Genomic DNA, 12,516 nt, shown 5'->3' on the forward strand with positions numbered 1-12,516 from the left:
AACCATGACTAAAACAAACGCGACCGATCCATCCCAAATGCAAGCAGAAGAGCTGCTGTCTTTTCTGGAAGAGGGAGGCACGCTAAAAATGTTGCACGATGTGTCTCAGGACACCATCGAACACATTTATGCCGTAGGTTACAACTTTTTCCAATCGGGAAAGATTGAGCAAGCAGCGAAAGTATTTCAATTACTCAGCATGCTTGATCATTATCAGGCGCGATTTTTCATTGGCCTTGGCGCGGCTCGTCAGGAGTTGGGTGAGTATCTGCAGGCAATAGACGCCTACAGCTACGCAGCGCTAGTGGACGTAAATGATCCACGCCCACCTTTTCACTCTGCTGAATGTCACCTGAAACTGGAACAACTGACAGAAGCAGAGAGTGGGTTTTACAGCGCGAAGGAGATGTCTGCCGGAAAATCACAATATGCAGATTTGCATGAGCGTGCAGGCATCATGTTAGAAGCGGTGAGAAATAAAAAGGAGTAATTAGACTATGAGTTCTATTGCACTTGACCGCATCCAGACACAGGTTTATAGCCCTGAATCTGGCCAAGCCACGTTAGATAACGTGCAGAAAACGGCGTCTACAGCGACGCCTTCTGTGACGGTAGAAAACGTGAAGAGTAAAGATGCAGATGTACTGAACACCGGAAAAGTAAAAGTTCAGTTAGATGCACCCAACGCAGCTGTTAGTGACAAAGTGAATGATTTGACGCTAAAAGCCATGACACAGCTGCAAAAGATCGTCGATACCATTGCAAAATCTCTCCATGCAGTTGCAGACCAAACAGGTTCGATTGCCGTCAAAATCATCGCAGGATCTGCTGATGATTTTGAAGTAGAGCTTGCTGCTATCACGGATAAACTGAAAAGTGCTCAAAACGAGCTGAAAATTCAGGAAGTGAAGGTCGCCAAAGCTAAGCACGAAAAAGAGATGGTGGAAAACCAAGACAAAATCAAAGAATCGGAAGCCGCTGCAAAAGAAGCCCAAAAATCAGGCTTAGCAGCGAAGATCTTTGGTTGGATCAGTGCGGTGGTTTCTATTGTTGTTGGTGCCGTAATGGTGGCAACGGGTGTTGGTGCAGCAGCCGGTGCACTTATGATCGCTGGTGGCGTCATGGGAGCAGTGAGCATGGCGTTGCAAGAGCCAGCCGTTCAAGATGCGCTAAAAGAAGCGGGCGTAAATGTCGATGTGTTAAACAAAGTCGTAATGGCATTAGAAATCGCCGTCGCGGTTATCGGAGCTGTTGTGACGTTTGGTGGTGCAGCAGCTGGCGGTATCGCGAAACTTGCAGCGAAAGGTGCTGGTAAGGTAGCTCAAAAGGTCACGGAAATCGCTACGAAAGCCGCTGCAAACATGGCGAAAGTGGCGGATATAGGCACAAAAGCTGCGACAACAACAGCGAAAGCGATTCGTTATGGCGCAGAAACCGTTGATCTCGCCGTCAACGTGGGTAAAGGCGCAACGGACAGTGTCCACGCTGCTAACAATGCTCACGTGACAGAGATTCAGGCTGATATCACAGACCTTCGAGCCAAAATGACGTTAAGCCAGGCTGTCATTGATAAGCTCAAAGAAGAGATTGGTAAGTTGATGGAAGACTTCCAAGAGTTGATGAGCCTCATCATGCAAATGATTCAAGCGAAAAGTGAAACTATGCAAACGGTGTTAAGCCGTCCTGCAACGGTATAAGGAGTTTATTATGCTAGATAAAGTAGGCGGAATGGGTCGTGGTGAACTATACGGTTTAGGCGATACCATTAAAACCAACAAAGCAGAAAAAGCGCCGGAAACAAAGCTTGAAGCGGGCGCCGTTAAAAGCCAAAGTGAGTCAGGTGTTTCTGGTACAGCACGCTACCAGTTAGAGACACCTAAAGCTCCTACAGTGAGTAACCAAGCTCAAGTTGTTGCAAACTTAATGAGTGCTCTTGCGCCGACGGTGAGCTCATTAATGAGCACAACGATGAAAGCACTTAACGGTGAGGAGGTGATCAAGTCACCATCAGATGCGGTATCACAATCGTTGACGCTATTAACATTGTTGTATCAAGTATCAAAGCTGAGCCGTGAGCAGCAAGTGCTACAACGTGAAATTGCTGTTGAAGCAAACGTCGCGAGTTTAGAAAGCCAAGCGGCAGAACTCAACAACTCGGCAAGCGCAATGATCGCGATGGCAGTCGTTTCGGGTGTATTAGCGGGTGCTACCGCAATTATTGGTGCCCTTGGTTCTTTCAAAGCAGGGAAAGAAATCAAGAATGAAATGGCGAGCAATAATGTACTGAAAACGCAAAAAGCTGGCTTCGATCAAGCAGAAGAGTTATTAAATAACAATAGCTTGTCTAAAACTCAGCAAGATCAGGTTAAGCGTGCGCACTCACTAGCGAAAGACAATATCGCAGACACGACAGCGCAGCTGACAAGTGGTGGCCGTAAGTTCGATAAGTTGATGAGCTCAAACCAAGCGAAGAACGCTATTCTTCAAGCTTTGGGCCAGATGGCAAACTCAGCATCGAATGTAGAGCAAACCAAAGCGCAAGCGCGCAGCAAAGATGATGAAGTACAAGCGACTCGCGCACAAGCAGCCAAACAGAAAGCCGATGAAAACATTGGTTTCCAAGAAGGCTTATTGAAAGAGCTACGTGACTTGTTCCGATCTATCTCAGATAGCCAGAACCAAGCGTGGCGAGCGTCAGTCCCAACGGTGTAACCATCCGTTTCACTAACTACAAAGCGTTGTTTATACAACGCTTTTTTTATTTCAGCTATCTAAACTAGATACGGATATTTACTGGGTGATTTGTTTGTAAAACAATATAACGTAGTGAGTTACATTGCATAAAAGTTACTGTTTTTGTTGAACTCAGCTCAAAGCTAACAACTTCATAGTAGCCTTGTTGCGTAAAATTAAGTTAAAGTGCCATTATTATTCACAAAAAGTGTGTTTAAGAATTTTTTGTAGTGAAGGGTGTAATTAGATACTCAATAACAAAATATGGTAGTTCGATTGGTGAGTATTTGGGAACAGAATTATATAAAACTCAACTTAATAAGTAGTCGAAGATGGAAGATATCAGTTTAGCATCAGATTTAGTGATTTATCTGACTACGGTTGGAATTTTAGGTATATTTACTTGGGTTTTGTTTGTTATTTATTTGAAATCCAAGTGGTTGAAGTATCTTGAAGATGCTCTTGATAATGGAGTTCGATACTACACTCTGAATATATTCTTATCAGGTCACGGAGTACTACAATATGGAACTGTTTTTCTGAGCACTTTTCATGCGAAACGATATAAAATGTTAGAGAAGAGGGATAAGGTTCCAATTCATATTCAACGATTGTTTGTTCTCTCATTCGTATTATTTATTTCAAGTACATCATGTCTTCTGGCTGGAGTTATAACTCATCATATTTATATAGAATAAAGGTTATTTAACAAGATTATAGTAATTTGACCTGAGTATTTCTATTTAATAGATAATTTAGAATGGACATATCAGTCTAAAGATTTAATTTTCTAGACTATACGGTTTACGCTTATATAGAGCCATTATATAACGGCAGAATATGCCAATAAAATGGTGATTACTAAGCTAACCGCCAAGGATGAGAACTCAAACGTTATCAAATTGTTAACGGTTGCTATACTTAAACGGTCATCAACACAAGTAAAAGGGATGTTCAATGTTTAAGTTTAAGCAAATCGCACTTGCGGCTTCTTTGGCTGCACTCACAACAGGCTTTTCTGCGTCTGCGGAGGAAACGTTTGTCACGATTGGTACCGGTGGCGTAACAGGGGTTTATTATCCGACTGGTGGCGCTATTTGTCGCTTGGTTAACAAATCGCGAGAAGAGCACGGTATCCGTTGTTCGGTAGAAAGTACTGGGGGATCGATTTATAACATCAACACTATTCGTGCTGGTGAATTGGACCTCGGTATCGCGCAATCAGACTGGCAGTATCATGCTTACAAAGGAACCAGTAAGTTTGAAGAAAGCGGGCCTTTTAAAGAGCTGCGCGCCGTATTCTCCGTTCATCCAGAACCGTTTACTGTCGTTGCACGTAAAGACGCGAACATCAAAACTTTTGATGATTTGAAAGGTAAGCGCGTTAACATTGGTAATCCTGGTTCTGGTCAGCGAGGTACTATGGAAGTGCTAATGAACCAGTATGGTTGGAGTAACGACGACTTTAAGCTTGTCTCTGAGTTAAAAGCAGCAGAGCAATCAAAAGCACTTTGTGATAACAAAATTGATGCGATGATTTATACCGTTGGTCACCCAAGTGGAGCGATTAAAGAAGCCACTACGTCGTGTGATAGTAATATCGTAACGGTAGCTGGACCTAATGTAAAAAAACTGGTTGCAGACAACAGCTTCTATCGTGTCGCAAATGTCCCGGGTGGTATGTATCGTGGCACAGATAGTGATGTTCAAACCTTTGGTGTGGGCGCGACGTTTGTTTCTTCTACTGCGGTACCAGAAGATGTGGTTTATAACGTGGTTAAAGCGGTATTTGAAAACTTCGATGATTTCCGCCGTCTCCACCCAGCGTTTGCAAACTTGAAGAAAGAGGAAATGGTAAAAGACGGTTTATCTGCGCCTCTTCACCCAGGAGCGCTCAAATACTACAAAGAAGTAGGGCTGATTAAGTAAGTGTTACTTTCTCTTATTATTGATGTAAAACGCCATCTTTCTCGATCAATGCCACTCGTTTAACCGCGAGTGGCATATTTCTATTTCTCGTCATCCTGTACAGCGACGAAGGAGCGTGATACAGGATCTTCTATCCGAGCACTTTGTGATCAAAATTGTTTCATTAGCCGCTTAGTGTAGTGTTATTAGATTCCTAACCTCGCTGGAGTGACACAAAAAATCGTTAAGCTATCTGCATTAATCTTTCGCGCTAGCGTTTTTTGTAGGATTGTTATCCACTTGTACAAGTTTTGCTTAAACATAAACATCAATGAAAAAGTAGATAGTGATGAGAATAGAAGAAAGAGCAACAAACCCTTTAACATGATTGGGATTCAGTTGACGAGAGACACGAGCTGCAAGATACCCACCTACCAACGTACCGACCAAAACAACACTACCTGTGTGCCAGTCAATGGAGCCATTGGCAACAAAAATCACGATAGCAATGAGTGAAACACACGTAGATACGAGCAATTTCAAACCGTTCATTAAATTAATGTCTTGGTGGCCAGCTACTACCAGATAACTCAGAACAATAACCCCTAAACCTGCGTTGAAAAAACCACCGTAAGCAGAGACACCAACAAGTAGTAAACCCAACGCGATTGCTCCGAGTATGCCAGCATGTTTGTGCTCTTTCGCGACAGTTTTGATTAGCATTGTTAAACGAGAACCGGTGAGAAAAAGCACGGTGGCAAATAAGAGTAACCAAGGGATAGCTTCCATAAATAGCGATTCTGGCGTGTTGAGCAACAGATATGCTCCGACAGCGCCGCCGACTAAACTGAATGAGACTGTGAACAGCAGTTCATGCTTGTTCTTCATGATCTCTTCTCTGAACCCGACGGCTCCACTAATGTAACCCGCACATGAAGCATACGTGTTTGTTGCGTTAGCCATAATAGGAGGAACACCTACTGCCAATAGAGCCGGAAAAGTAATAAAGCTTCCGCCTCCCGCTATGGAGTTAATGATCCCACCAATTACGCCAGCAACGAATAAAAGTGCGAGTTCTAAAAGCATAAACAATCCTTGTTATGTTCTTTTTCATTGTTAGAGCTTCAGATGATCTAACCTACATGCTCTAATGTTCTGATATGAGGTTTACTTTACCCGCTCTAAAACAAAATTGTTCAGTTCTGTAACGTTTTTGATGACATGAACGGTTTTACTTTGAGAGTACCCTTCGAGGCGAGACATAAAGTCATCATTCCAGAATGCAGGGCATTGCTGAAGAACTTTGTAGCTTTGTAACGTTCCTTTCAGTACCGAACTACCATCAGGCCAACCTTCAGGTTTAATGAAAAGTCCTTTAAGGAGACGTTTCGTCACAAACCAATAGCTTACTGAGTATGGTAGATCAATATAAATGAGAGTATCGGCTGCATCTAAACGAGCGTTGAAAGAGCTGAGCGGTCCAAGGCCATCTATAATCCAACGATCTGAGCTTAGTATATTGCTATGGGCTTCATCAAAAACGCTACGCTCAACGGGATCACCGTTTGGTTTATAGACTATTGAATCTAATTGATGAAGAGGAAGACCGGTAGCCGACGCGATTGCTTTACTTACCGTCGATTTTCCACTGCCGGGTTTGCCAAAAACTGCTATTTTTTGCATTGTGACCGCCTCCAAGAGAGCTTTTCCCATACGGTAGAGACAGAAAACCCACCGCTATGGGTGGGTTCGATAAATACTGAGCGCATCAAAAAATCCCACCATTCCTATGGAATGATGATAATTCGTTGGTTAAGTTGCGTTAAGTGTGTGTTCATACAATCACCTTCATATAACGACAGTGATTTGTCAATACCATCTGCACAATAAGCGAACGATTTGGAGGGCGGAAGATAAAGCCATCACGATGGATGGCTTTATCTAGGTTGAAAGAGACAGCGATTACTGCTCAACGCTGACTGGCTGTGCTTTAAACTTTTGAATCAGCTTTACGATTAGTGGACTTGCCAATACCAATACAGCTAAAACAGTAAAGGTAAGGGTAATAGGACGCTCCCATAGGAAACTCAGTTCTCCATCTGAAATCATTAATGCGCGGCGTAAGTTCTCTTCCATTAATCCTCCAAGGATGAAGCCCAGCAATAAAGGTGCGAGTGGGAAGTTAGCGAGCCGAAGTGCAATGGCAGCCATAGCCACAATCAGCATCACGAACACATCCATAGTATTAAAAGAGACCAAATAAACGCCGGTGATTGAGAAGAATAAAATCATCGGTAGAAGCACCGTTCTTGGAACCGCCAAAAGCTTTGAAATGTACGGAATCAACGGTAAGTTCAGGATCACAAGTACGATGTTGCCGAAGTACATGGAAATGATCACTGACCAGAACACATCTGGGTGTTCAACAAACAGGCGAGGGCCAGGTTGAATACCATAAGCGATCAGCGCACCGAGCATTATTGCTGTTGTACCAGAGCCCGGAATACCAAGCGTTAATAGCGGTACAAATGAACCACTAGATGCTGCATTGTTCGCAGACTCTGGCGCAACCAAACCACGTATACTGCCTTTACCGAACTCATCCTTTTTCTCTTTAGGTGCGAGGTTGCGCTCCATACCATAGCTTAAAAAAGCAGCAATGGTTGCCCCTGCGCCAGGAAGAACGCCAGTGAAGAAACCTAATATTGAAGAGCGAATTGAAACAGGCGCAACATCTTTGATTTCTTCCTTGGTCACTTTCATTGAGCCAATGTTGCTCAGCTTTTCTTGTTCTTCATCGCTGGTGTCTTTTGATGGTTTAAGAATGCCCATCAATGTTTCACCCAGTGCGAATGTCGCCATTGCAAGCAACAAGAAGCTAAAGCCATCCATTAAATCCGTTAAACCGAAGGTAAAGCGTTCAACGCCTACGCCTTTATCGATTCCAACTGTAGATAGCATCAAACCAAGAATGGTCATCATCCACGCTTTGATTACCTGACCTTTCCCCGCAAAAGCCGCGACTGCTGATAACCCAAGTAGCATCAACGCAAAATAGTCCGACGATTGGAAGCTAAGGGAGACGCTAGCCAATGCTGGTGCGGCAACAAGCAACATAATGGCAGATAGCGTACCGCCAGTGAAAGACGAATAAGCTGCCAAAGCTAATGCTTTACCTGCCTGGCCTTTTTGAGCCATTGGGTAGCCGTCGAATGCTGTGACCACGGTTGAAGAACAACCCGGCGCGTTAATTAAAATCGACGATGTAGAACCACCAAATACCGCACCGTAATAAACACCCGCCATTAAAATAAGGCCAGAGGAGGGCTCTAGGCCATAAGTAATTGGGATCATCAAAGCAATGGCTGAGATCGGCCCAAGTCCAGGTAACATGCCGATAAATGTACCGACGAAGCAACCAACGATCACCATCATAATGTTCATTGGCATTACTGCGGTGGATAAACCTTGTAGAATTCCATCTAACATAATTCAGTCCTTTCTTTGACTACCAGATGGTGAAAATCAAACCCGGTTCGAGATAGATGTCCAAACCTTGAGTGAGTAATAAGTAGAACGCGATCACGAATGGAAACGACGCGCCAAACAGAACGGGTTTACGTCTTTCCCCGAGCAGATAAAAGCCAGCCAATAAAAACAAGCCAGTAGCTATCACAAAACCTAGATAAGTCAGGCCCACGCCGTAGAGCGCCATTAAAATTAAAAAGGCAATCAGTAACTTCCAATTGAAGGTCAGCACTGCGCCACTTTGTTTATCTGGTTGTCCTGTCACCAGCAATAGCAAAGAAAGGCCGACACCAACGTAAGTCAGGATGGTTGGCAGAGTGCGTGCGGTGAATGGTTCATACTCATCACCTGGAAACAATGGAATCTGCGAGGTTTGATAACCGTAGCAAAGACAGAAGAGTAGAAAGATCATTGCGCCGACGCGGTCACGACAGAGCAAGTACTCTTTGGTGAAAAAGTTGGTTGAACGAGGCATATTCAACTCCTAACAAAAGTAAAAAAGACCGCATATGGACGTCAATGAATAAACTAAACCATTAACAATTAAGCATTTCGCTGCTAGTCGAGCCGCTTTGGGTATATAAACAAAGGAGTGTGCATGCCGATTGTCGACAATGTCCATATGCGGTGAAACTTAGAGTGCAAATACAATGGGGAAATACCAACCTACGTTATTCATTGAGGTTGGTATCTGATGGACCCCAATTCGACTGTTACTTCAGGAAGCCTAACTCGCGCATTAAGTCACCCATCTGTTGCTCTTGATCTTCAAGAAACGCGAAGAATGCTTTATCCGCTTTATAGTTGTCGATCCAACCATTGCGGTCTCGAACGACTTGCCATTCGTCGGTGTTATACATTTTAGTAAATGCGGCATTCCATTCATCTAGCTTTTCTTGGCTTGTGCCTGGTGCTGCAAAGAATCCACGCCAGTTAGCAAAGACAGTTTCATTACCGTATTCGGTGAGAGTTGGAATGTTAGGCGCAGCTTCTAAACGTTTTGGTGCTGTAATCGCTAACACTTTCACTTGTCCAGACTTAGACATTTCGAGTACTTCACCTAGCCCTGTAGAGAGCAGTTGTGTTTCGCCTGAAAGTAGGGCTGCCATGGCTTTTCCACCTGCATCATAGGCAATGTAACGAACTTTACGCGCATCCAAACCTTCACCTTTGAAAGCTGCTGCTATAACCAAATGATCCATAGAACCACGAGCAGAGCCACCAGCAACCTTCACCTTACGTGGGTTTTCTTTAAAAGCTTTAACGACATCTTCCCAAGAGCTGTAAGGAGAATCGGCTGATGTAACAATGGCGCCATAATCGGCAACCGTTGCGGCAACAGGAGTCAAGTCGCGGAAAGATTGTGGGAAGATCCCACTGAGCGAGCGAACGACGATCGGTGTTGAGTTCACCATGAGTGTATCTTCTTGACGATCAGCCGTTTCAATCAAATGTGCGATTGCTTTGCCACCGCCACCACCAGATAGGTTTTGAAATGATACGGTTTCGACGATGTATGACTTTATTAATACATCACCAGTACCTCGGGCGGTCATGTCCCAACCGCCACCGGCACCTCCAGGGATAAGAAAGTGCATTTTTTCAATATCTGCAGCAAGAGCGTTGAATGAAAATGAAGCTGCGATGATTGAAGCGGCGAGCGTTGGTTTGAGTACCTTTAACATGTTCACGTTCCTTATGTTGGCGACTCTATTTAGTTGAGCCTTATTGTTTTTGCTCAGTTGTCATGCCTTGTAAGCGTTAAAGCTGAACTTGGTGTAAAGGTTAATTAAGTGTTAAATATCTGTCTGTAAAAGAGATATAAAGAGAATATTGAGCATTTCGGTTATTTTGTTCATAAAGTTCACGGCGAGAAGTTGGTGTTAGGTCACGCGGCTTTACGCTTTGGTAGGCCATAATAAAATGACGGAAATGAACGAGGAAAAGAGAATGAAAGGAACGTGTTTGTGCGGCGCAATTGAAGTCATCGCTGAGGTTAAAAATGAGGTTAGCCTGTGCCATTGCTCTATGTGTCGAAAATGGTCGAGTGGCGCACTTCATGCGGTGCATTGTGGGCCTAACGTGACGTTTAAAGGTGGCGAACCTAAACGTTATCAGTCGTCAGACTGGGGAGTGAGGGGGTTTTGCGGTGAGTGTGGCACAAACCTTTTCTACCATTTGTTGCCGACAGGTGAGTACATTCTTTCCGCTGGTTTGTTCGATAACCCAGATTTCAAACTCACTTTAGAGATTTTTACCGATGAAAAGCCAGCTTATTATGACTTCAATTCCGCTTCACAAAAGATGACTTCGCAGCAAGTCTTTGATCAATTTGTACCTAAAGAATAGTTTTTTATCCGATTATTGTTCGACAGCTGAGCTTTTAGTTTTTAGATCATAAGCTTAAAGGTGTATAAGTTGTCGACAATATCAATTCCCCATTCTTTATTTCTGCTAAAAAGGCACTTAATGGGCATTTTAGGTCCATTTAAATTACGACCTTAGTCTAAATTGTCGACAATTTACTTGATTGTCGACACTTTGATCGACTACTTTATATTCAGGTTAAGAAATTGTAGACATTTCGATGTCGGTAACAAGAGTATCTGAATATGAACTCTGAGTTGAAAGCTCGTTATAAAGTGCTGGGTTCTGAGAAAGAACACACCAAATCCGAAACGCTGACCGAAACACTGATTGAAGTCATTGTTAATGGCGATGTGAAGCCTGGCCATAAGATATCAGAGCCTGAGCTAGCAAAGAAATATCAAGTCAGTCGTGGGCCTTTGCGTGAAGCATTGATGCGCTTAGAGGGGCTAGGGCTCATCGAGCGAATTCCTCATGTTGGGGCCAGAGTGACCACTTTTTCTCCGGAAAAGCTGATAGAACTTTATGCCGTTCGAGAAGCATTGGAAGGCATGGCAGCAAGGTTAGCTGCGCGACATATTACGCAAGAAGAGCTCTTAAGCTTGGAAATGCTATTGTCGACACATTCCAAGCATATAGACCAAATGGAAGGCGCGTCTTACTTCCATCAACATGGTGACTTTGATTTTCACTATCGCATCATCCAAGCGAGCAGAAACAGTAAGTTAATATCTCTGCTGTGTGATGAACTCTATCACTTATTACGGATGTATCGTTACCAGTCGCCACGTGCGCAATCTCGCCCGAATGAGGCGCTCACCGAACACAAATTCATTTTGGAAGCCATTCGCAATCGCGATGAAGAGCTTGCAGAAATGTTGATGAGAAGACACATATCAGGAAGTCGAAAGCTCATCCAATCTCAAATTATACATACAGAAAGTTTAGACAAAGACTAGAAGGAATTCGTCATGAGCTTAACACCGGGAGCGAAATTCAGACTCGCCATTGAACAAAATAATCCACTACAAATTGTCGGCACTATAAACCCGTATTGCGCCATGATGGCAAAAAACTTGGGTCACCAAGCGATCTACTTGTCTGGTGGCGGTATCGCAAATGCGTCATACGGATTGCCGGATCTCGGTATCACAACATTAAACGACGTTTTGGTTGATGTTGACCGTATTACTAACGCATGTGATTTGCCTCTTTTGGTTGATATCGACACGGGCTTTGGCGGTGCATTTAACATTGCTCGCACGATCAAAGCGATGGAAAAAGCGGGCGCGGCAGCGGTGCACATGGAAGACCAAGTCGCACAGAAACGTTGTGGTCATCGTCCGAACAAAGCAATAGTCAGCCAGCAAGAGATGGTTGATCGTGTAAAAGCCGCGGTTGATGCACGCAATGATGAAAGTTTCGTGATTATGGCTCGTACTGACGCGTTAGCTGTTGAAGGCATGGACAGCGCAATCGAGCGCGCGATTGCGTGTGTGGAAGCTGGCGCAGACATGATCTTCCCAGAAGCGATGAACAAGCTGGACCAGTACCTTCAGTTTTCAAATGCGCTTGAGCAAGCGACCGGAAAGCACGTTCCTATTCTGGCGAATATTACAGAATTTGGCGCGACACCGCTGTATGGCTGCGATGAGCTAGCGAAAGCAAAAGTGGACATGGTGCTTTATCCATTAAGTGCGTTCCGTGCCATGAACAAAGCTGCTGAAACGGTCTACAAACATTTGCTAGAAGTGGGTAATCAGGAAGCACTGGTTGATTCGATGCAAACACGTAAAGAGTTGTATCAGCACCTGAATTACCACGACTATGAAGACAAACTTGACCAGTTATTCTCTGAAGGGAAATAGCGGGGGAAAAGCAAAAATAAACGGAAGCCCAAGAAAAAGATAATCGGAATTTATCTCATCTAATAACGTGAAATTCGTTTGGCTAAAAACACCCCAGAGAGGGAAAAGTCAG

The 12,516-nt window shown here is 43.9% G+C and carries 13 protein-coding genes; 8 read left to right on the top strand and 5 right to left on the bottom strand.

Annotated elements, in window-relative coordinates; translation table 11 throughout:
- The first annotated feature begins 4 nt into the window (after positions 1-4).
- The 5 genes from vcrH to UQW94_RS14495 all read left to right on the top strand — a co-directional run bounded on the left by vcrH (position 5) and on the right by UQW94_RS14495 (position 4,662).
- Positions 5-490, top strand: coding sequence for a SycD/LcrH family type III secretion system chaperone VcrH (vcrH, locus tag UQW94_RS14475; RefSeq protein WP_005377258.1), 486 nt, complete (start codon positions 5-7; stop codon positions 488-490).
- A 7-nt stretch (positions 491-497) separates the two neighbouring features.
- A complete protein-coding gene (vopB, locus tag UQW94_RS14480; protein ID WP_322142322.1) occupies positions 498-1,697 on the top strand; it encodes a type III secretion system translocon subunit VopB in 1,200 nt (399 codons plus the stop codon).
- Between the two features lie 10 nt (positions 1,698-1,707).
- Complete coding sequence (gene vopD / locus UQW94_RS14485; RefSeq protein ID WP_322142323.1) at positions 1,708-2,712, top strand: type III secretion system translocon subunit VopD; 1,005 nt, start codon at positions 1,708-1,710, stop codon at positions 2,710-2,712.
- A gap of 353 nt (positions 2,713-3,065) precedes the next feature.
- Positions 3,066-3,431, top strand: a complete 366-nt coding sequence (locus UQW94_RS14490) for a hypothetical protein (RefSeq protein WP_238967046.1) — start codon at positions 3,066-3,068, stop codon at positions 3,429-3,431.
- A gap of 259 nt (positions 3,432-3,690) precedes the next feature.
- Positions 3,691-4,662 (top strand): TAXI family TRAP transporter solute-binding subunit, encoded by a 972-nt coding sequence (locus tag UQW94_RS14495; RefSeq protein WP_262653942.1) that lies wholly within the window; start codon positions 3,691-3,693, stop codon positions 4,660-4,662.
- Between the two features lie 294 nt (positions 4,663-4,956).
- On the opposite strand, the gene UQW94_RS14500 is transcribed toward UQW94_RS14495, so the two are convergent.
- The 5 genes from UQW94_RS14500 to UQW94_RS14520 form a co-directional block, all read right to left on the bottom strand.
- Positions 4,957-5,727, bottom strand: a complete 771-nt coding sequence (locus tag UQW94_RS14500; protein ID WP_005388172.1) for a sulfite exporter TauE/SafE family protein — start codon at positions 5,725-5,727, stop codon at positions 4,957-4,959.
- An 81-nt stretch (positions 5,728-5,808) separates the two neighbouring features.
- Positions 5,809-6,324, bottom strand: coding sequence for an adenylate kinase (locus UQW94_RS14505; protein ID WP_033906155.1), 516 nt, complete (start codon positions 6,322-6,324; stop codon positions 5,809-5,811).
- A gap of 279 nt (positions 6,325-6,603) precedes the next feature.
- Positions 6,604-8,130, bottom strand: coding sequence for a tripartite tricarboxylate transporter permease (locus tag UQW94_RS14510; RefSeq protein ID WP_005388177.1), 1,527 nt, complete (start codon positions 8,128-8,130; stop codon positions 6,604-6,606).
- Positions 8,131-8,149: 19 nt separating this feature from the next.
- The gene (locus UQW94_RS14515) at positions 8,150-8,644 is read right to left on the bottom strand and encodes a tripartite tricarboxylate transporter TctB family protein (RefSeq protein WP_005377273.1); all 495 of its coding nucleotides are present in this window, start codon (positions 8,642-8,644) and stop codon (positions 8,150-8,152) included.
- 238 nt (positions 8,645-8,882) lie between these two features.
- Positions 8,883-9,854: a tripartite tricarboxylate transporter substrate binding protein gene (locus UQW94_RS14520; protein ID WP_322142324.1), complete on the bottom strand. Its 972-nt coding sequence runs from the start codon at positions 9,852-9,854 to the stop codon at positions 8,883-8,885.
- A 265-nt stretch (positions 9,855-10,119) separates the two neighbouring features.
- On the opposite strand from UQW94_RS14520, the gene UQW94_RS14525 reads away from it, so the two are divergent.
- The 3 genes from UQW94_RS14525 (at position 10,120) to prpB (ending at position 12,404) form a co-directional block, all read left to right on the top strand.
- Complete coding sequence (locus UQW94_RS14525) at positions 10,120-10,518, top strand: GFA family protein (RefSeq protein WP_213986809.1); 399 nt, start codon at positions 10,120-10,122, stop codon at positions 10,516-10,518.
- Positions 10,519-10,781: 263 nt separating this feature from the next.
- Complete coding sequence (locus UQW94_RS14530; RefSeq protein ID WP_005377279.1) at positions 10,782-11,495, top strand: GntR family transcriptional regulator; 714 nt, start codon at positions 10,782-10,784, stop codon at positions 11,493-11,495.
- Between the two features lie 12 nt (positions 11,496-11,507).
- Positions 11,508-12,404 (top strand): methylisocitrate lyase, encoded by an 897-nt coding sequence (gene prpB, locus UQW94_RS14535; RefSeq protein ID WP_005388185.1) that lies wholly within the window; start codon positions 11,508-11,510, stop codon positions 12,402-12,404.
- The last annotated feature ends 112 nt before the right edge of the window (positions 12,405-12,516 follow it).

It is taken from the genome of Vibrio sp. PBL-C16 (assembly GCF_034321865.1).
GTDB classification, from domain to species: domain Bacteria; phylum Pseudomonadota; class Gammaproteobacteria; order Enterobacterales; family Vibrionaceae; genus Vibrio; species Vibrio alginolyticus.